16 protein-coding genes are annotated in these 19,365 nt (G+C 72.5%); 13 read left to right on the top strand and 3 right to left on the bottom strand.

Annotated features, from left to right (window positions below; translation table 11 throughout):
- Positions 1–18 precede the first annotated feature (18 nt).
- From ACFY3L_RS11185 to ACFY3L_RS11205, 5 genes are all read left to right on the top strand, one after another.
- Positions 19–1,065, top strand: coding sequence for an acyltransferase (locus tag ACFY3L_RS11185; protein WP_389321575.1), 1,047 nt, complete (start codon positions 19–21; stop codon positions 1,063–1,065).
- Positions 1,066–1,198: 133 nt separating this feature from the next.
- Complete coding sequence (locus ACFY3L_RS11190; protein ID WP_389321577.1) at positions 1,199–1,993, top strand: hypothetical protein; 795 nt, start codon at positions 1,199–1,201, stop codon at positions 1,991–1,993.
- Positions 1,994–2,027: 34 nt separating this feature from the next.
- Positions 2,028–3,155 (top strand): hypothetical protein, encoded by a 1,128-nt coding sequence (locus ACFY3L_RS11195; protein WP_389321579.1) that lies wholly within the window; start codon positions 2,028–2,030, stop codon positions 3,153–3,155.
- Positions 3,156–3,158: 3 nt separating this feature from the next.
- Positions 3,159–4,646 carry a hypothetical protein gene (locus tag ACFY3L_RS11200; protein ID WP_389321581.1) on the top strand — a complete coding sequence of 496 codons (1,488 nt, stop codon included), beginning with the start codon at positions 3,159–3,161 and terminating at the stop codon, positions 4,644–4,646.
- Entirely contained in the window at positions 4,643–5,938 is a 1,296-nt protein-coding gene (locus ACFY3L_RS11205; protein WP_389321583.1) for an AAA domain-containing protein, read from the top strand. The genes ACFY3L_RS11200 and ACFY3L_RS11205 overlap by 4 nt, the downstream gene beginning before the upstream one ends.
- Positions 5,939–6,190: 252 nt before the next feature.
- On the opposite strand, the gene ACFY3L_RS11210 is transcribed toward ACFY3L_RS11205, so the two are convergent.
- Positions 6,191–8,191, bottom strand: coding sequence for a diguanylate cyclase domain-containing protein (locus ACFY3L_RS11210; RefSeq protein WP_389321585.1), 2,001 nt, complete (start codon positions 8,189–8,191; stop codon positions 6,191–6,193).
- 223 nt (positions 8,192–8,414) lie between these two features.
- On the opposite strand from ACFY3L_RS11210, the gene ACFY3L_RS11215 reads away from it, so the two are divergent.
- The 4 genes from ACFY3L_RS11215 to ACFY3L_RS11230 all read left to right on the top strand — a co-directional run bounded on the left by ACFY3L_RS11215 (position 8,415) and on the right by ACFY3L_RS11230 (position 12,094).
- Positions 8,415–8,831, top strand: coding sequence for a hypothetical protein (locus ACFY3L_RS11215; RefSeq protein WP_389322588.1), 417 nt, complete (start codon positions 8,415–8,417; stop codon positions 8,829–8,831).
- Positions 8,832–9,205: 374 nt separating this feature from the next.
- Entirely contained in the window at positions 9,206–9,847 is a 642-nt protein-coding gene (locus tag ACFY3L_RS11220) for a winged helix-turn-helix domain-containing protein (RefSeq protein WP_389321587.1), read from the top strand.
- Positions 9,810–11,717, top strand: a complete 1,908-nt coding sequence (locus ACFY3L_RS11225) for an endonuclease/exonuclease/phosphatase family protein (protein WP_389321589.1) — start codon at positions 9,810–9,812, stop codon at positions 11,715–11,717. The genes ACFY3L_RS11220 and ACFY3L_RS11225 overlap by 38 nt, the downstream gene beginning before the upstream one ends.
- A 53-nt stretch (positions 11,718–11,770) precedes the next feature.
- Positions 11,771–12,094: a hypothetical protein gene (locus ACFY3L_RS11230; protein WP_389321591.1), complete on the top strand. Its 324-nt coding sequence runs from the start codon at positions 11,771–11,773 to the stop codon at positions 12,092–12,094.
- 63 nt (positions 12,095–12,157) lie between these two features.
- On the opposite strand, the gene ACFY3L_RS11235 is transcribed toward ACFY3L_RS11230, so the two are convergent.
- Complete coding sequence (locus tag ACFY3L_RS11235) at positions 12,158–12,946, bottom strand: thioesterase family protein (RefSeq protein ID WP_389321593.1); 789 nt, start codon at positions 12,944–12,946, stop codon at positions 12,158–12,160.
- Positions 12,947–12,974: 28 nt separating this feature from the next.
- On the opposite strand from ACFY3L_RS11235, the gene ACFY3L_RS11240 reads away from it, so the two are divergent.
- The 4 genes from ACFY3L_RS11240 to ACFY3L_RS11255 all read left to right on the top strand — a co-directional run bounded on the left by ACFY3L_RS11240 (position 12,975) and on the right by ACFY3L_RS11255 (position 17,881).
- Positions 12,975–13,940 (top strand): magnesium transporter CorA family protein, encoded by a 966-nt coding sequence (locus tag ACFY3L_RS11240; protein WP_389321595.1) that lies wholly within the window; start codon positions 12,975–12,977, stop codon positions 13,938–13,940.
- On the top strand, positions 13,937–15,328 hold the full coding sequence (gene lpdA, locus ACFY3L_RS11245) for a dihydrolipoyl dehydrogenase (protein WP_389321597.1): 1,392 nt from the start codon (positions 13,937–13,939) through the stop codon (positions 15,326–15,328). The genes ACFY3L_RS11240 and lpdA overlap by 4 nt, the downstream gene beginning before the upstream one ends.
- 125 nt (positions 15,329–15,453) lie before the next feature.
- Complete coding sequence (locus ACFY3L_RS11250) at positions 15,454–16,848, top strand: class II 3-deoxy-7-phosphoheptulonate synthase (protein WP_389321599.1); 1,395 nt, start codon at positions 15,454–15,456, stop codon at positions 16,846–16,848.
- On the top strand, positions 16,841–17,881 hold the full coding sequence (locus ACFY3L_RS11255) for a threonine aldolase family protein (RefSeq protein ID WP_389321601.1): 1,041 nt from the start codon (positions 16,841–16,843) through the stop codon (positions 17,879–17,881). The genes ACFY3L_RS11250 and ACFY3L_RS11255 overlap by 8 nt, the downstream gene beginning before the upstream one ends.
- A gap of 602 nt (positions 17,882–18,483) precedes the next feature.
- Here ACFY3L_RS11255 and ACFY3L_RS11260 read toward each other — a convergent pair.
- On the bottom strand, positions 18,484–19,344 hold the full coding sequence (locus ACFY3L_RS11260) for a deoxyribonuclease IV (RefSeq protein WP_389321603.1): 861 nt from the start codon (positions 19,342–19,344) through the stop codon (positions 18,484–18,486).
- Between the last annotated feature and the right edge of the window lie 21 nt (positions 19,345–19,365).

The raw sequence follows: 19,365 nt of genomic DNA on the forward strand, positions 1-19,365 counted from the left end.
CAGGGCAACCTGTAGGGGATGCGGAACCGGTACGTAGACCTCCTGCGAGCCGTCGCGATCGTCCGGGTGGTGACCTACCACACGCTCGGCTTCGCGTGGCTGACCGTCGCGTTCCCGGCCATGGGCCTGATGTTCGCGCTCGGCGGCTCCCTCATGGCCGCCTCCCTCGACCGATCCGAAGGCTTCGGGCTGAAGGCGATCGGGCGCCGCGTGCGCCGCATCGTCGTGCCGTTCTGGGTGCTCGGGGCGTTCGCCGTCGTGCTCATGTCGTTCATGGGCGGGCTCGAGCACACGTGGCGCCTGCTGCTGTGGTTCGTGCCCCTCGACGATCCGCCCACGTCGGAGAAGGGCGGCGTCTGGTTCAGCCAGATCTGGTACGTCCGGTCCTACCTCTGGTTCATCATCGCGTCGCCGGTCCTGCTGTGGCTGTTCCGCAAGGCCCCGGTCCCGGCCGTACTCGTGCCGTTCGGCATCCTGGTCGCGCTCTGGGAGACCGGGCACGGCGGCGGCGGCATGGTCCGCGACTTCTTCATGTACGCGCCGATGTGGATGCTCGGCTTCGCCCACCACGACGGCACCCTCCAGCGGATCTCGAAGAAGGTGCTCTGGCCGGCCTGCCTGGTCATGGGCGGCATCGGCCTGTTCATGCTCTACAGCAACCCCGGGCCGCGCGGGTACGACATGAACGACCTTCCGGTCGCCGACGTGCTGTGGTCGACCGCGTTCCTGCTGGTGATGCTGAACGCCGCACCCGCCGCGCTGAGCCTGGGCGCGGCCGAGCCGGCCGTCGAGGCGATCAACCGGCGGGCGCTGACCATCTACCTGTGGCACGAGGCGGTCATCACCGCCGTCCGGCTCGCGGCGGTCGCGGCCGGCGTGTCGCTGCTCGGCCCGTACGGCGGCCTGCTCCAGGTCGTGCTCGTGTTCGCCCTGGTCGCACTCGTGGTCCTGGCGCTCGGCTGGGTCGAGGACCTCGCCGCCAGGCGCAGGCCGAAGCTCATCCCGTTGCCCGATAGGGCCCCGGCCGGCCGGCTCGACGACCGGCGGCAGCCGGTGCCCGCATAACGGCACCGGCCCGCACGGCGGCACGCCAGGCGGCGCGTCGAACAGTGGCGACCAGTACAGACAGAAAATTGCAAGGCGACACGCCGACACTGGTCTTTGCTGGAAGTTGCTGGAACCAGCTACCGTGCCGTTCGTGTCCGAACCGATCACCATCGAGATGCTCGAGCGGCGGATCGACCGGTTACGTGGCGAGCTGCGAAGGGCCGCCACCACCGGTGACCGGATGCAGGCCCGTGCCCTGCGGGCCGAGCTGCGCCAAGCGGAGCACGCCTGGGACGACGCCCTCGCCGACCTGGAGGACCAGGCCCGGCCGGCACCGCAGCCGGTGCACAAGCCGATGCTGTCGATCCGTGAACAGGTGCATCACGCGCTGACCCTGCTCACGGTGCCGGCGGCGCCGAAGCTCATCATCGCCGTCCACGACGCCTTCTTCCCGGGCGAGCTGGTCGCGGCGCGCCTCACCAGCCTGCGGCGCGACGAGGAACGCTCGTTCCGCGTCCAGCCGTTCGGCCGGCCGTACTACCTCTGCCCGGCGCTGACCGCGGACCTGCTGTCACCGGCGCGCGGGCTCCTCGCCCTGTCCACCTGGCCGCTCGAGACCCGGGTGGTCGGGCCGCTCAGTGCCCGCGTCGACTTCCTCATCGGCGCGATCAAGGTCGCCCAGCGGGTGGCGCAGCTGCCCGAGGACGCCCACGACGCCCGCCGGCTGCTCTGGCGCTTCGCCGCGAGCATCCCCGGCGCCGGCGCCTCCGGCATCACCCCCGAGTCGGTCGCCGCGCTGGCCCAGGCCGAGCTGGACGTGCACCTGGAGGCCGACACCGCGGACCGCGCCGCGGCGGCCGGCAGGGCGGCAGAACGCCTGGACGGATCCGAGGCGCTCTTCGGCGCCCGGTTGCAGCGTCTCCGTCGAACAGCGAGCAAGGCATGAAACCGCGAACTGCTTCCCCGAAAGAAGACCGCTCATGGACCCACTGGTCGACCGGTTGGACCGCATCCGCGGCACGGTGGCGCCGCGCAACCACAACGCGCGGACCATCGCGGCGCTCACCAGCAACCCGGGGTGTGGCCGCCGGGGGCTGATGGACGCCGCCGGGGTCAACAAGGGCGCCGTCGCCGGGCAGCTCGGCTTCCCCGCCGGCTTCGGCCAGTCCCGGTTCGCGATCGCCCGCGGCAACGCGTTCGAGGCGCAGGTGAAGGCCGACGGCGCCGCCGAGCTGCTGCAGCTGCTCCGGGAGCGGCTCGGCCTGGCGATCCCCGAGGTCGCATACGACGACCTGTCCAACGTCGGCGGCAACGCCAGCCGCGAGGTCCGGTACGCGCGGACGAAGGCCCTGCTCGCGCGGGCCGCCGCCGACCGCGACGACGCCGGGACGCTGTTCGACCACCCGATGCTGCGGCTGGAGATCGCCGGCTACTACGCGTACCTGGAACCGGACCTCATCGCGTTCCGGGCCGGCGGCAAGTTCCACGTCGTGGAGATCAAGTCGTTCGCGGTCATCGACGGGCAGGCCGACCCGGGGAAGACGGCCGCCGCGGCGACGCAGTCCGCGGTGTACGTGATGGCGATGCGCGAGCTGCTCGCCGAGCTCGGCCACCCGCCGGAGACGGTGTCGCACGAGGTGGTGCTCGTCTGCCCGGAGAACTTCGCGAACCGGCCGACGGCCACCCTCGTCGACGTCCGCAAGCAGCTGACGGTCCTGCGGCGGCAGCTGTCCCGGCTGACCCGCCTGGAGGCGATCCTCGACGCGCTGCCGGCCGGCCTCACCTTCGACCTCGCCTACGACAGCGACCAGCAGGCCACCCGCCCGGCCGACGAGTTGCGCAAGGCCGTCAGCACGATCGACGCCCGGTACAGCCCCGACTGCCTCGGCACGTGCGAGATGGCGTTCTTCTGCCGCGACGAGGCGGCCGGGTCGACGTCCGCGCTGGGCCGCTCGGTCCGCGACGACCTCGGCGGGGTGGAGAGCATCGGCACGGTCCTCGGCCTGGCCCGCGGGACGCTGACGCCGGGCGCCGGCCAGGAGGAGATCGCCGGCCTGCTGCGCTTCGCGCACAAGCTGCGCACCGAGTGCCTCGACGGCATCGGGTAGCACGTGAGCATCCTTACGGCCCTCGCCAGGGCGGAGGCGGTCGAGTCGGGGAAGGCCCAGCCCCTGACCACGGTCCGGCACACGCACATCGCCGCGAACCCTCTCGTCCTCGTGCCGCTCAGCCTCGCCGGTGAGGCGGCCGCGCCCCTCGCCGCGATCGTCGGCACCGACCCGGCCGAGCCGCGACTGCTCGTCGTCGCCAACCCGCGCGACCGCACCCAGCGCTTCGACTTCGTCGCCGAGCTCGCCCGCGTCGTGCTGTCCTATGTGGACGGCTGCGCGCGCAGCGTCGACTCGGGCGCGTCCGGCACGAAGCTGCGGTACGCCGAGGCCCCGCAGGTCATCGTCCCCAACCGGGGCGGGATCGAGTTCGTGCGCCTGCTGGGCCGCTCGACCCGGTTCCGGCGGCCGTTCGGCCCGTTCCCGGTGCACCGCACCGTGCCGATCCTCGGGCAGTGGCTGACGTTCCTGCGCGAACGCGCCGACCACCCCGGCTCGTCGATGCTGCTCGCGATGACCGAGGTCCTCGGCAACCACTGGGCCACCGGGCAGAGCGGCCTGGAGGACGCCAACCTCGCCGCCCTGCTCGGCTGGATCGACCCGCCCGGCGGCCTGGACGGCGCCTCCGCCGCCGCGCTCGCCGAGGACCCGCTGCGCTCACCGCCGGCCGGGCCGAGCACCGACCCGACGTTCGACAACGAGATCCTCGCCCCGGCGCTCGCCGCCGTCGCCCGCTCCGAAGGCGACGAGTTCGCCCGGGAGCGGGCCCTCGCCGCGCTGACCGCGGCCGTCGCCGACCAGGTGCGGCCCACCTGGGACCTGACCTGGCGGGCGGTCCGGCTCCTGCGGGCCCGGCCCGCCGGCGCGTCCGTCGAGACCCGCTGGGCCATGGACCGCGACGTCTTCACCATGTACCACATGGCCCTCGCCGACGGGACCGCGCTGCCGCAGCCCCGGCGGGACAGCGCGGTCGCCGCCGCCGGCCGCCTCGACCGGCTCGAACGCGAGCAGGCCCGGTTCGACGCGCAGCGGGCCCTCGACGACCCGCTCGTCATGGCCGAGTTCCGGCTGTCGGGGGAGGCCTTCACCGGTACCGTCGTCGCCGCGTCGCCGAACCGGGTCGACACGACGGGCAAGAAGGCGGCGCTGCGCCCGCACATCACCGTCCAGACGGACGACCCGGTGCGGCTGGAGCCGGGCGCGCTGCTGGTCTCCCCGGCGCGCCTCGCCCAGCAGGCGATGGTCGTGGAGGTGTCCAGTGTGGACGTCACGCTGGAGCTGTCGAAGGGCATGGGCCGCTCCACGAAGCAACCGGCGCCGGGGTCGGTGCCGGAGGTGGGGGAGCGCGTCACGTACGGCCCGGTCACCGACGCGTACCAGCCGCCGGGCCGCTTCCCGAGCCGCGACGACACCCCGTGGACGCACGGCGGCCCGCCACCGGCGGTCGAGTACGGCCCCAGCGAGAACGACGCCGTGGAGGACTGGTCATGACCGACGTGATCGCCCGGATCCTCGACGACTTCGGCTCGGCCGCCGGACGTGGCGTCGTGGTCGACTCCCCGCCGGGTGCCGGGAAGTCGACGCTGGTGGTGCGCGCCGCTCGTACATTGGCGGAATCCGGTGAACGGCTGATGGTGGTCGCCCAGACCAACGAGCAGGTGGACGACCTCATCGACCGGCTGGCCACCGCCGCGCCGACCATCGCCATCGGCCGGCTGTCCGCGTCGACCTACGTGCCCGCCCAGCGCGTCATCAGGCACGGCACCGTCACCGTCAGCGGCGCCGTCAGCGACATGAACGCCAGCGCCGTCACCATCGGCACCGCCGCGAAGTGGGCCACCGTCACCGACGGCAGCTGGGAGCGGGCGATCGTCGACGAGGCGTACCAGATGCGCTCCGACATGCTGTTACGCGTCGCCGGCCGGTTCTCCCGCGCGCTCTTCGTCGGCGACCCGGGCCAGCTGGACCCCTTCTCCGTCGTCGCCGTGGAGCGCTGGGCCGGCCTGTCCTGGGACCCGATGCAGAGCGCGGTCGCGGTGCTGCTGCGGCACAACCCCGACCTGCCCGTGCACCGGCTGCCCGTGTCGTGGCGCCTCCCGCCGTCGGCCGCGTCGGTGGTGTCCTCGGCGTTCTACCCGTTCACGCCGTTCGAGGCGGGCACGAAGCCGCCGGACCGCCGCCTGGAGTTCGCCGCCCGGGCGCTCGGCGGCGACCACGGCCTCGACGCGACCCTGGAGACCGCCCGCCGGACCGGCTGGGCGCTGCACGAGCTGCCGGCCCGGCACACGGTGCGCACCGACCGGGAGGCGGTCGCCGCGATCGCCGGCCTGGTGAACCGGCTGCTGCAGCGCGGCCCCGTCGCCTACTCCGAGCACGCCCCGGACGGCCGCCCCGTCACCGTCGACCGGATCGCCGTCGGCGCCGCCCACCGCGACCAGGTCGCCGCGATCCGCCAGGCCCTGGCCGGCACCGCCGCCAACGACGTCACGGTCGACACCGCGAACCGCCTGCAGGGCCGCGAGTACGACGTCACCGTCATCCTGCACCCCCTCTCCGGCCGTCGCGACGCGAGCGCCTTCCACCTGGAGGCGGGCCGCCTGTGCGTGCTCGCCTCCCGCCACCGCCACGCCTGCGTCGTCGTCGCCCGGGCCGGCATCGCCGAGCTCCTCGACACCCACCCGTCCGCGGAGCCCGTCCACCTGAACGTCCCCGTCCGCTTTCCCGACGGCTGGGAGGCGAACCAGGCGATGCTCGCCCACCTGCAGGACAGCCACCAGCCCTGAGAAGGCCGGCCCGGGCTCGCTGCGCCAGCGCCGGTACACGGGCGGGCGGGCGTCGCGCGCGGCCGATGCGCGTTCCGTGGGCGAGGGGGTGGTCGGCGGCGGCCGAGCTCGAAGCCCGATCTGGCTGGCGTGGCGACGGGAAGCGGGTACGTCCGGTGGTGCCGGACAGCTTCTGCACCGTAGCACGGTCGATCTAATTGATCTGGACCATGTCACTCACTGTGGTGCGCTGGTGACGGGCTGGTTCGGGCTTCAGCTGTAGACGGTGGTGAGCAGGCGTTTCGCTTCGTACATGGCGATGTCGGCGCGGTGCAGGACGTGCTGGGGCTCCTCGCCGAGGTGGAAGCGGGTGCCGCCGACGCTGGCGCGGGCGGCGACGGACGAGGTGCCGCGCACGGCGATCGGCTCGGTGAAGGCGGCCCGGATCCGCTCCGCCAGCTCCGGCACGCCGGAGGTGCCCAGCGTGCCGTGGGTGAGCACGACGAACTCGTCGCCGCCGAGGCGGGCCACCAGGTCGCCGGTGCGGACGCAGGCGCCGAGGCGGCCCGCGACGGCGGTGAGCAGCTCGTCGCCGGCGGCGTGACCGAGGGTGTCGTTGACGGACTTGAAGCCGTCGAGGTCGATGAAGAGCACGGCGCCCTCGCCGGCGCCGAGGGCGGTGTCCAGCGCCGACATGAACGCGCGGCGGTTCGCCAGGCCGGTGAGGGCGTCGACGTGGGCCAGGCGCCACGTCTCGTCGAGCAGCTCGCAGGTGCGCAGGACCGTGGCGGCCTGGTCGGCGACGCCGGCCATCCGGTTGACGATCTCGCGGGCCCGGCCGGTGGCCTGCGGGGTGTCGTAGGCGGCGACGAGGATGCCGTACGGGTGGTCCGGCAGCGCGATGTCCACGATGATCATCGTGTCGTGGCCGAAGGTGTCGAGCATCGCGCGGATGAACGGCTCCTCGCTGGTGCCGTCGTAGACGCGGGGCTGGCCGCTGCCGTCGCGGAAGCGGTCGAAGAGGGTGGTGTCCTGCGGGGACACGGTGAGGTTCTGCGCCTTGCGGAGCCGGCCGGCGCCGGCGCCCGCGTTGGCGACCAGGCGGAGCTTGCCGCGCTGGTGCAGCAGCACCGAGGCGGAGTCGGCGCCCATGACGGACTTGACGGCGCCGGCGGTGACCTCGGCGACCTCGGTCGAGGTCCGGGCCAGGGTGAGCTGGCGGGCGAGCGCCAGGAGGCTCTCCGCGGTCCGCTGCCGCTCGGCCGCCGTCTCCAGGGCCGACAGCGCGTCGAGGGCGACGGCCGCGAGGTTCGCGTAGGCGTCGAGCATGCGGCGCTCGGCGTCGAAGAAGTCCTCGCAGTACGCGACGAGGTAGCCGTAGTACCGGTTGGGTGAGGCGATGTCGGCGACGAGCGTGCCGGCGAAGCTGGTCGGCGGCGCGTCGGTGAGCACGGCGATCTCGGCGTCGGTGAGCCCGTAGCCGTGCGCCTGCCGCGGCTGGTCCGGCGCGGGGGAGGCGACCAGCAGGAACGCCTGGGCGTTCACCGCGTAGCCGGCCCGGTCGGCGACGAGCGCGAGGGCCCGCTCCGGCTGCTCGGCGGCGACCAGTTCGGCGACCGTGCGCTGCAGCAGCTCCATCCGGCCGGCGAGGATGTCGTCGGCGGCGTCTTCGCGCTGGCGCCCCCGCCACAGCCAGGAGAACAGCCGGCGCTGCCGCCAGCGGACGGTGTAGACGCACGCCTCGGCGCCGCGGACCTGGCACACGTCGTGGGTGACGGTGGCGGCGGGCAGGCCGAAGAGCGCCGGCAGCTGGGTGAGCAGCCCGCGGGTGTAGTCGCAGTCGTAGCGGCTGGGCTGATAGCCGTTGCGCAGCCGGTACTGGACGGCGGCCGTGCCGTGCCCGGTGGAGAGCGTGGACATGTCGGCGGCGGAGTTGAACTTGGCGCTGGTGGTCGCGATGAGCCGGATGAGCTGGGTGGGGCTGCCGAGCAGCAGCAGGCCGAGCCGCAGCGGGGTGTTGACGGTGTACGACAGGATGCTCTGCCCCACGCGCAGCCCGACGGACTCGTCGCCGAGGGCCTGCGCGGCCGCCGCGAAGACGTTGATCTTCGTCTCGTAGGACCACCAGCGGCGGGCGTCGTCGTACGCCTCGGGCGGCTCGTGTTCGCCGGCGAGGTTGAGCACGTGCGTGACCGCGGTGTCGCCGCCCCTGGCGCGCACGTACCGCAGGATGGCGCGCAGGGTGACACCGGCCGTCTCGCGGATCTGTTCCATGGCGCCTCCGGTGCTCGACATCGGCGCTGTGCGGGTGCGGCTGAGGCGTTCCCCGCAAGGACTGGGTAAGACTGCTCACATGGATGGTGAACGGCCGGCGAACGTGGGTGACGAGCGGCCGGCGAATGCGGATGGCGGGCGGTCGGCGGACGTGGGTGGCGGGCGGTCGGCGGACGTGGACGGCGGGCGGCCGGCGGACGTGGGTGACGAGCGGTCGGCGGACGTGGACGGCGGGCGGGAAGAGCCGCTGATCGTGGTCGACGGTGCCAACGTCGTCGGATCCGTGCCCGACGGCTGGTGGCGGGACCGCCGCGGGGCCGCCACCCGGCTGCGGGACGCCCTGGCCGTGCGGGACGCCGCCACGCTGCCCCCGCCGCTGCTCGGCGCGGTGACCCTGGTGGTGGAGGGCGCCGCCCGTGGCGTGCCGCCGGTCGCGGGCGTGCACGTGGAAGCCGCGCCGCGATCCGGTGACGACCACATCGTCGCGCTCGTCGCCGACAATGTCGGTCACCGGCCTGTCGTGGTGGTCACCGCCGACCGGGAGCTCCGCGAACGGGTGCGCGAGCTCGGTGCGAGTATTGTCAGCCCTGGCGAGTTGCGCGCGTCGATCCCATATGGTGGACGGCGAGATTCTATCTAGTGGATAGGATTTGTCGTCAACATGTGCGCACTTCGGCATGGTTCCGGAGGTCGGTGAAGGCTTGACGATCCCATCATACGGGAAGGGATTGACCCGTCGGCGTGCGGTGACCAGGCTGGACTCGTAGACGTGTCGTGAATGGCCGGTGAATGTCGGCCGAAAACATCAGACGAATTGTCATCGATCAATTCTGTGCGGCAGGTTACAGCTCTGTCGCTATGGGTGACGATGCTGGTAAGGTCGGTCTCATGTGCCTTGAGGTACACCTTGACCCGATGTGGGTCTCGCGACGTGCACACCATTTCGACGGCCTTTGTCGAGTGACGGTTCGTTGATTCGGCGTCATTGCAAAGGCTTTTCGAGAGGAATTGAAAATGGCCATTTCGGTCGTCGGTGCGCCTGAGGTGGCGCCCTCGGTGGTCACCATCACCGTGCACATCACCCTCAACGGTGAGGAGCTCCCACCGGAGGCTTCCCGCCTGATCAGCGACCTCGAGGCGCTCGCCGCCAGCCAGGCCAAGCAGCAGATCCAGCGCACCCAGCCCCAGCCCCCGATGCAGCGCGCCGCCGCGCCGGCGCACACGCTGCAGCACGGGCCGTCCCAGCACACCGGCCGCAATTTGCGGCTGGTCGAGACCCCGGACACCGTCGTCGGCGGTGCCGACGCCGCGAAGGTCAAGCGGATCGGCGCGGCCACGCCGGACGCCCCGTCGCTCTTCCTGTGCACCGGCTCCCGGCTCGTCCTGCGCGACGGGGCGCCCGTGCCGCTGACCCGCCGCGAATACGACCTGTTCCTGTTCCTCTGCGAGCACCCGCGCCGCGTGTTCAGCCGGGCGCAGCTGCTGCGCCAGGTCTGGGGCTACGACATGGTCGGCACCGAGCGCACCGTCGACGTCCACGTGCGGCGCCTGCGGGTCAAGCTCGGTGAGGCCGCACGGATCATCGCCACCGTGCGCGGCGTCGGCTATCGTCTCGACGATGACGCCGCCGTCCAGGTTGTCGTTCGCGAGGACTGACCCCCGCATCTCCGCCCCGCTGGTGAGCACCGCCGCGGGGACCCTGCTCCTGGTCGACCTGCTCCGGGTCTGGCTCCCGTCGATCATCACGATCTTCGGGCAGGCCGCCTCGACACCGGCCGAGCTCATGGGCGCGTTCGCGCTCCTGTGGTTCCTGGCCCCGTTCGCGGTGGTGCCCCTCGCCGCCCGGTGGGACTCCGGTCGGCACGCGGCGAAGATCGCGCTCGCCGGGGCCGCCGGGCTCGCCGCCGCCCGGTTCGCGCTGCTGTTCGTCCACGGTGGACAGCCGCAGCTGTACGCCGCCTCGATCGGCCTGCTCGCCGGGCTGTCGTGGCTCGCGGCGACCGCCGTGCGGGGCGGACCCGCGGCGGTCGGTGTCCCGGTCGGCCTCGCCGCCGCCGCCCTGCAGCACGCCGCGTTGCGCACCGTCGACCTGACGTGGCAGTCGCGGTGGTGGGCCGCGCCGCTCGTCGCCGCCGAGTGCCTGCTGTTCATCTGGTACCAGCGGCGCACGGCACCCGGAAGGACCTCCGCCGCCGCCTGGTTCCTCACGGGGCCGGCGATGCTCCTGGCCGGCATGTTCGCGCTGTCCCCGGCGGTCGCGACGGTCGCCCTGTCCTACCGCTTCGACCCGGTCGCCACCACACCCCCGCCCACCGTGCCCGAGCTGCTGCTCGGCCTAGCCGTGGTGGGCTTCCTCGCCGGGGCGACCGGGCCGCTCAGGGGGCGCCTCGAACGGGTCGCTTCAGCGCTGGCGATCGTCGCGGCCGCGATCGTGTTCGGCCTGTCGGACGGGCCGGGCGGGCTGTTCGTCGCCTTGCTGCTCGGCTGCGGCGCGCTCGGCTGGGCGTTCCGCGCCGCGGCCGCCGACACGCCACCCGAGCCCGAGGCCGGCCGGGGCGCCCGGTCCGGGTACGCCGCGCTCGCCGGCATGCTCGTGTTCGCAGTCGCCGCCGTCGCCTACTACGCCGCCTACGACATCGGCTACCCCAACCAGTGGGTGCCCGTCGCGGTCGCGCTCGCCCCCGCCTGGGTCCTGCTGCGGTCCGGGGCCGGGACGCCGTCGACCGGCGTGCCGTGGCGGGCGGGCCTCGCGGCCCTCGCGGTGTGCCTGCTCGTGCCGCTGCTCGGGGCCACTACGACGCCGCCGGTCAAACAGGTCGGCGCGGCGGCCGGTGCGGATCAGGGGCTGCGGCTGGTGGCGTACAACATCCGTATGGGCTTCGGGCTCGACGGCACCTTCCGGCCGGCCGCGACGGCCCGCGCGATCGCCGCGTCGGACCCTGACGTCGTGGTCCTGTCGGAGGTGGACCGGGCGTGGGTGCTCAACGGCGGCCACGACGGCCTGCGGGCCCTCGCGACGCGGCTCGGGATGCGGTACTGGTTCGCCCCGGCCGCCGACGCCGTCTGGGGCGACGCGGTGCTGACGAACCTGCCGGTCGCCGCCGCCGAGACGGTCCGGCTGTCGCCGGTCGGCGCGCCGACCGGCGCCCAGGCTCTCGGCGTCGTCGTGCGGTTCGGCGGGCGGGAGATCGCGGTCGTGTCGACGCACATCCAGCCGCCGCCGGACGCCGAGCCGCTCGTGCAGGTCGGCGAGATCGCCGCGTTCGCGACCCGGTTCGGCGGCGACCGACCGACGTTCATCGCCGGCGACCTCAACATCGAGCCCGGCGACGCGGCGATGCGCGCGTTCGCCGACGCCGGCTACGCGGACGGGTTCGCGGCGTTCCGGCCGGTGCGCACGTTCCCCGCCGACAAGCCCGTCAAGCAGATCGACCACGTCCTTGTCAGGGGCTTGACCTGCGCCGATGTCAGTGTCGGCACGGCAGTGACGTCCGACCATGCGCCGATCGTCACAACACTGCGGTGATTGAGCACCGCGGCGGGTGGGCAACCTGCTCTCAGAGAGAGAAAGGGGCAGCGATGAGCGTCACACATGCGAACGGGAGCAAGGTCGGTGGCCCCGCCATCGACACTCGCGACGACCTTGGCAACACGGTCGACACGATGTCCGCCAAGACCGAGCAGCGCGCGACCGACCTGGTCGAGCAGGGCAAGGACGTGGCACGCCGTCGGCCCGTTCCGCTGGTGACCGCCGCCGCGGCCGGTGTCGCCACCGTGGTTGTCGCGGTGGTCACGGTCGTGCGGAGCCGCCGGAAGCAGACGCCGCGTCAGCGGGCCGTCAAGGCCGCTACCAACGCGTGGCGGAGCACCAGCAAGAGCGTGCGGAAACGGGTCAAGCGGTAACCTCCTCTCCCACTGTCGCGCCCCGCACCGTCAGGTGCGGGGCGCGACGCGTTCCGCGACGGTTCAGGGTGCCGGCATCCGGTACGCGGCGAGCTGGGTCGCCTGCGCGACGATCCGGTCCTGGGCGTCCCAGATCTCGCAGACCTGGTCGACGAGGCTCTCGGTGAGCAGCCGGGCCCGCTGGCGGACCCGCAGCGGACCGGGGGAGGGGATCGCCCGCACGTACACGGTGAGCTCCAGCGTCGGCGTCCAGCCGTTGCTGCCCAGGGTGAACGTCGCCGGCGGGAACGCGTCCGCGGCGAACAGCAGCGACACCGGGTCCCACGCCGCGCCGTCCGGCAGCCGCAGCCAGCCGCGCAGCTCACCGGGCGGGTCACCGACCGCCTGCCAGTCGATGCGCTGCTCGAACTGGTCCAGCATGTCGATGCGCAGCCCCGTGCCGGGCGCCTCCGACGGCGTCGGGAACAGGCCCTCCTCGGCGGCGACCGGCGGTGGCCCGGCGTCCACCCAGCGCGGCGCACCGGCCGCCGCGAGGGTGCCGAGGGTGAACAGCGCCTCGACGCGCGCGCGGTCCTTCTGCCACAGCCGCGCCCGCACCTGGCTCGCGGTGCGGCCGGTGCGCAGCACCTCGACGGTGACGGTGGCCGGGCCGGGGTCCGGCGGCGACAGGTAGACCGCGCTCGCCGACAGCGGGTCGGGGTGCGTGCCGGCGGTCTCGATCGCGGCGCGGGCGAGGATCGCCAGGAGGTAGCCGCCGTTGGGCTTGCCGCCGACGGTCCACAGTGGATCGAGCTCGGCGTCGAAGCCGTCGCCGGCGGGCCGGACCTGCGTCGCCTCGATGAACGCTGCCACGCCTGCCTCCTTCTGGTTGGATGACGGCATGGCGCGCACGCGGCTCTACCGCAACGGTGACCTGGTGGCCGAGGATTTCCCGCTTGACGATATCTCGGAGCACCTCGCCGCCGAGGACACGGTGGTGTGGCTGGATCTCGCGTCGCCGTCGGCGCAGGACTGGGTGCGGGTCCAGGAAGAGTTCGGGCTGCACCAGCTGGCGGTCGAGGACGCGTCGTCGCCCCGGGAGCGGCCCAAGCTGAGCCACTACCGCGGGCACCTGTTCCTCAGCGCGTACCAGGCGAGCTTCGACGGGGACGGCGGTGAGCTGACCGTGTGCCCGGTGGCGGCGTTCATCACCGGCCGGGCGTTGATCACCGCGCACGGCGACGGGTTCGACGTGGACGCCGTGGTGCGCCGGTGGGACGCGACGTCCGAGCTGGCCCGGCACGGTGTGGCGTACCTCGTCCACGGGCTGCTCGACGTCGTCGTCGACGGGCACTTCGACGCGGTGCAGGCGCTCGACGACGCTCTCGAAGCGCTGGAGGACAAGCTCTTCGAGGAGACCCCGCAGGCGGTCCGGGAGGTGCAGCAGCGCAGCTTCCGGCTCCGGCGCAGCCTCAGCCACCTGCGCAAGGTCGTGCTGCCGATGCGCGAGGTGGTCAACGGCCTCACCCGCGCCAAGATCGTCGACGAGGAGATCGCCCCGTACTACCAGGACCTCTACGACCATGTGTTGCGGGTCACGGAGTGGACGGAGGGCCTGCGCGACTTCGTCGCGACCATCCTGGAGTCGAACCTCGCGGTGCAGGGCAACCGGATGAACAACATCATGAAGAAGGTCACCAGCTGGGCGGCCATCATCGCGGTGCCCACGGCTGTTACGGGTTACTACGGGCAGAATCTTCCTTTTCCGGGTTACGAGCACCGCTCCGGGTTCGTGATCTCCGCCGTGCTGATCGTGGTGCTGTCCGTGGGGCTGTACGTCACCTTCAAACGCAAGGACTGGTTGTGACTTCTCAACAGAGCGACAACTTCGATGTTGTGGTCCTCGGCGCGGGCCCCGGTGGCTACACCGCCGCCGTGCGCGCCGCGCAGCTCGGCCTGCGCACCGCGATCGTCGAGGACAAGTACTGGGGCGGCGTCTGCCTCAACGTCGGCTGCATCCCCAGCAAGGCGCTGCTGCGCAACGCGGAGCTGGCGCACATCTTCACCGCCGAGGCCAAGACGTTCGGCATCCAGGGCTCGGTGACCTTCGACTACGGCGCGGCGTTCCAGCGCAGCCGCAAGGTCGCCGACGGCCGGGTCAAGGGCGTGCACTACCTCATGAAGAAGAACGAGATCCGCCAGTACCACGGCCGCGGCGTCTTCCTCGACGACCACACCCTGCAGGTCGGTGACGACACGGTGACGTTCGCCAACGCGATCATCGCCACCGGTGCGACCACCCGGCTGCTGCCCGGCACCTCGCTGTCGTCCCGGGTCGTCACGTACGAGGAGCAGATCCTGTCCGAGGAGCTGCCGTCGTCGATCATCATCGCCGGGGCCGGCGCGATCGGCGTCGAGTTCGCCTACGTGCTGCACAACTACGGCGTCAAGGTCACCATCGTCGAGTTCCTCGACCGCCTGGTGCCCCTGGAGGACGCCGAGGTGTCGGCCGAGCTGGCGAAGCGGTACAAGCGCCTCGGCATCCAGGTGCTGACGTCGACGCGCGTCGACGCCGTCGCGGAGTCCGCCACCGGGGTGCAGGTGACCGTCTCGTCCAACGGCGAGTCGAAGGTGCTCGAGGCCGACAAGCTGCTGCAGGCGATCGGCTTCCAGCCGCGCGTGGAGGGCTACGGGCTGGAGAAGACCGGGGTGGCGCTCACTGAGCGCGGCGCGATCGCCGTCGACGGGCGGCTGCGCACCAACGTGCCGCACATCTACGCCATCGGCGACGTCACCGCGAAGCTGATGCTCGCGCACGCCGCCGAGTCGATGGGCATCGTCGCGGCGGAGACGATCGCCGGCGCGGAGACGATGGAGCTCGACTACGTCATGATCCCCCGCGCGACGTACTGCCAGCCGCAGATCGCCAGCTTCGGCTGGACCGAGGCGCAGGCCCGCGAGCAGGGCTACGACGTGAAGGTCGTCAAGTTCCCGTACACCGCCAACGGCAAGGCGCACGGCCTTGGCGACGCGACCGGCTTCGTGAAGATCATCAGCGACGGCAAGTACGGCGAGCTGCTCGGCGCGCACCTCATCGGACCGGAGGTCACCGAGCTGCTGCCGGAGCTGACCCTGGCGCAGCAGTGGGACCTGACGGTGCACGAGGTCGCCCGCAACGTCCACGCCCACCCGACCCTCGGCGAGGCCGTCAAGGAAGCGATCCACGGCCTCGCCGGCCACATGATCAATATGTAGCGGACGGGTTCCCGGCGCCGCGGGCTGCGCCTCGGTTCCCGAGGACCGGTCCACGCGTTCCGTACTCCGGGACCGGGCGGGATGGCGACACCCGCCCGGTCCGCAAGGTCGGTACGCTTTTGCGTATGCGGCAGGAGTGGCACCACTTCACATACCCCGGTCCCGAGATCTCCCGAGTGGCCGTCGCGGGCAACTCCGAGGACGACGAGTTCGGTCTCGACCACTGGCGCGCCCTGCCCCGTGCGCAGACCCCGCCGTGGCCCGACCAGACGGCGGTCGACGAGGTCGGCAAGCTCCTGGCGTCGGTGCCGCCGATCGTCGCGCCCTACGAGGTCGACCAGCTCCGCGAGCGGCTCGCCCTCGTCGCCGACGGCAAGGCGTTCATGCTGCAAGGTGGCGACTGCGCCGAGACGTTCGCCGACAACACCGAGGCGCACGTCCTGGGCAACGCCCGCACCCTGCTGCAGATGGCGGTCGTCCTCACCTACGGCGCGTCCCTGCCCGTGATCAAGCTCGGCCGGGTCGCCGGCCAGTTCACCAAGCCGCGCTCCGCGGCCCTCGACTCGCTGGGGCTCCCGGCATACCGCGGCGACATGATCAACTCCTTGGACCAGGACCCCGAGGCCCGCGTCGCCGACCCGCAGCGCATGATCCGCGCCTACGCCAACTCGTCCAGCGCCATGAACATGCTCCGCGCCTACCTCGGCGGCGGCATGGGCGACCTGCACGCCGTCCACGACTGGAACAAGGGCTTCGTCGTCACCTCGCCCGCCGGCCAGCGCTACGAGGCGATCGCCCGCGAGATCGACCGCGCGCTGCGCTTCATGCAGGCCTGCGGCGTCAACGACGACGAGGCGCTGCGCACCGTCACCCTGTACTGCTCGCACGAGGCCCTCGCCCTGGAGTACGAGCGGCCGCTCGCCCGGATCGCCGGCGGCCGTCCGTACGGGCTGTCCGGGCACTTCCTGTGGATCGGCGAGCGCACCCGTCAGATCGACGGCGCCCACGTCGACTTCATGTCGCGCATCGCCAACCCGATCGGCGTCAAGCTCGGCCCCACCACCGCCCCCGAGCAGGCCCTCGAGCTGTTCGAGAAGCTCAACCCCGACAACATCCCGGGCCGGCTCACGTTCGTCGCCCGCATGGGCAGCAACAAGGTCCGCGACGCGCTCCCGCCGATCGTGGAGAAGGTCACCGCGGCCGGCTGCCGCGTCGTCTGGCAGTGCGACCCCATGCACGGCAACACCCACGAGTCGTCCAACGGGTACAAGACCCGGCACTTCGACCGGATCGTCGACGAGGTCCTCGGCTACTTCGAGGTCCACCGCGAGCTGGAGACCCACCCGGGCGGCCTGCACGTCGAGCTCACCGGCGAGGACGTCACCGAGTGCCTCGGCGGCGCCCAGGCGATCGTCGACGAGGACCTCCCCGGCCGGTACGAGACGGCCTGCGACCCGCGGCTCAACACGCAGCAGTCCCTGGAGCTGGCGTTCCTCGTCGCGGAGATGCTGCGTGGCTGACGTTCCGTCGGTGGTCGCGGATCTTCGCTCGGACACCATCACCCGGCCGACGCCGGCCATGCGCGCTGCCATGGCATCGGCGCCGGTCGGGGACGACGTCTTCGACGAGGACCCGACGCTGCACGAGCTGCAGTCCTACGCCGCCTCCCTGTTCGGCCACGAGGCGGCCCTCTTCACGCCGTCCGGCTGCATGGCCAACCAGATCGCCCTGCAGCTCGTCGTCCCGCGCGCCGGCGAGCTGCTCTGCGACGCCGACGCGCACGTCGTCACCTACGAGATGGGCGCCGCCGCCGCGTACGGCGGCATCTCCACCCGCACGTGGCCCTTCGCCGGCGGTTCTCTCGACGTGGCCACGGTCGCCGGAATGATCCGCCAGCCCGGCGGCTACACCGTCGCCACCAGCGCGATCGCCGTCGAGCAGACCCACAACCGCGGTGGCGGCAGCATCATCCCGCTGGAGACCCTGCAGGCTCTGCGCACCGTCTGCGACGACGCGGGCCTCCTCCTGCACTGCGACGGCGCCCGCATCTGGCACGCGCACGTCGCCACCGGCGTCCCCCTGGCGACGTACGGGCAGCTCTTCGACACCCTCTCCGTCTGCCTCTCGAAGGGCCTCGGCGCGCCCGTCGGCTCCCTGGTGATCGGCTCCGCCGCCCGCATCGCCGAGGCCCGCCTGATCCGCAAGCGCCTCGGCGGCGGCATGCGCCAGGCCGGCATCCTCGCCGCCGGCGGCCTGTACGCCCTCCGCCACCACATCGACCGCCTCGCCGACGACCACGCCAAGGCGCAGCACCTGGCGGCGGCGCTCGCCCCGACCGGCGCCACCGACCCGGCCCGCGTCGAGACCAACCTGGTCATGCTGGACCTGCGCGAGGCACCGCTGGACGCGGCGCAGCTGACGGCGGCGGCCGCCGCGCAGGGCGTGCTGGTGTCGCCGTTCGGCCCGCGGACGGTCCGCCTCACCACCCACCTCGACCTCACCGACGACGCCGTCTCCGCCGCGGCCACCGTCCTGGCGAAGCTCCTGGCCTGACCGCCGTCCTCGCCGGCTCACGCGGGGACGTGCCTGACCGCCGTTCTCGCCAGCTCACGTGGGGACGTTTGTGTACTCCCCGGTTCACGGGGCGTTTTGTGTACCCCCGGTTCACGGGGACGTTTTGTGTACTCGCCAGCTCAAGGGACGGCTTGTGCACTCGCCGGATCGCGGCGCGGTTTGTGCACTGGCTGGATCGTGCGGACGGGGCAGCTTGCGTTCTCGCCGGATCGTGCGGACGGGGGCGGCTCGCCGGATCGTGCGGACGGGGCGGTTCGTGTTCTCGCCGGATTGTGCGTGGCGAGGCGGTCTGCCGGCGGTAGGTTCCGTGCGCTTGCAGGCGCACGGGCAGGTCGAGGCTGCCGTCGGGGCTGGGGCGGTGCGGGGTTCCGCGCGCTTGCGGGCGCGCGAAGGAGGCGGGACCGGGCGGCGGCGTTTCGTCCTGGCGGCCCGCCGGACGTGGCGGGTGGGAGCGCTGGATGACGGACCTGCTGGGCGGTGCGACGCCGGTCTACTGCACCTTAGCATCCACGCACTAATCGATCTCTAATCGCGGAGTAGGAAGGTCGCTCACCGTAGTATTACCTGCTGGAAGCATGTACTCAGAGGGCGGCGCGGAGCAGGGCAATGTCGGCGGCGTGGTCGGCTGACAGGTCGCCGCTGGGGGTTTCGACGATGAGCGGGACGCCGGCGGCGGCCGGGTGGCGGACCAGCTCCGCGAACGCCGCCGGGCCGATGGTGCCCTTGCCCAGTGACTCGTGGCGGTCGCGGGTGGAGCCGCAGGCGTCCTTGGAGTCGTTGGCGTGGATCAGGCGCAGCCGGCCCGGGCCGACCGCCTTGACCAGGGCGTCGAGCGTGGCGGTCATGCCGCCGGGGGAGGCCAGGTCGTGGCCCGCGGCCCAGGCGTGGCAGGTGTCGAAGCAGACGCCGAGCTGCGGGTGGTGGTCCACGGCGGCCAGGTACGCCTCCAGGTGCTCGACCCTGGACGCCAGCGACCGGCCCCCTCCGGCGCTCGGCTCGACCAGCAGCGGCGGCCAGCCCTCCAGCGCGGCTCGGTCGAGGAGCGGCCGGAGCACCTTCCGTACGACGTCGAGGGCCTTGTCCGCATGGGTGGCGTCGACGGCGGAACCGGCGTGGAACACCACGCCTCGCGCGCGGATCGCCTTGCCGCGGCGCAGGGCGTGCTCGAGGGTGGCCACGGAGCGCTCGACGGTGGCCTCGGTCGGGGAGCCGAGGTTGACCAGCAGCGCGGCGTGGATGTACGCGGACACGCCCCACTCGCCGCAGCCGGCGAGGAACGCGGCGTCCTGGGCGGGATCGCCCTCGGCGAGCGCCCAGCCGCGCGGGTTGGACACGTAGATCTGCACCGCGGTCGCGCCGGTCTGCTCGACGTAGCGCTGCGACGCCTTGGCCAGGCCACCGGCGACGAGCGCGTGCCCGCCGACCGGTGTCTCAGCGATCACTGACAGACCACTGGAAGCCGG

This window comes from Dactylosporangium sp. NPDC000521 (genome assembly GCF_042898305.1).
Classification (GTDB): Bacteria; Actinomycetota; Actinomycetes; order Mycobacteriales; family Micromonosporaceae; genus Dactylosporangium.

What these genes read in the sequence shown, in the direction of transcription:
- ACFY3L_RS11185 (WP_389321575.1), top strand. Translation starts at nt 19, where the DNA reads ATGCGGAACCGGTACGTAGACCTCCTGCGAGCCGTCGCGATCGTCCGG.
- ACFY3L_RS11195 (WP_389321579.1), top strand. Translation starts at nt 2,028, where the DNA reads ATGGACCCACTGGTCGACCGGTTGGACCGCATCCGCGGCACGGTGGCG.
- ACFY3L_RS11205 (WP_389321583.1), top strand. Translation starts at nt 4,643, where the DNA reads ATGACCGACGTGATCGCCCGGATCCTCGACGACTTCGGCTCGGCCGCC.
- ACFY3L_RS11210 (WP_389321585.1), bottom strand. Translation starts at nt 8,191, where the DNA reads ATGGAACAGATCCGCGAGACGGCCGGTGTCACCCTGCGCGCCATCCTG.
- ACFY3L_RS11220 (WP_389321587.1), top strand. Translation starts at nt 9,206, where the DNA reads ATGGCCATTTCGGTCGTCGGTGCGCCTGAGGTGGCGCCCTCGGTGGTC.
- ACFY3L_RS11225 (WP_389321589.1), top strand. Translation starts at nt 9,810, where the DNA reads ATGACGCCGCCGTCCAGGTTGTCGTTCGCGAGGACTGACCCCCGCATC.
- ACFY3L_RS11230 (WP_389321591.1), top strand. Translation starts at nt 11,771, where the DNA reads ATGAGCGTCACACATGCGAACGGGAGCAAGGTCGGTGGCCCCGCCATC.
- ACFY3L_RS11240 (WP_389321595.1), top strand. Translation starts at nt 12,975, where the DNA reads ATGGCGCGCACGCGGCTCTACCGCAACGGTGACCTGGTGGCCGAGGAT.
- ACFY3L_RS11250 (WP_389321599.1), top strand. Translation starts at nt 15,454, where the DNA reads ATGCGGCAGGAGTGGCACCACTTCACATACCCCGGTCCCGAGATCTCC.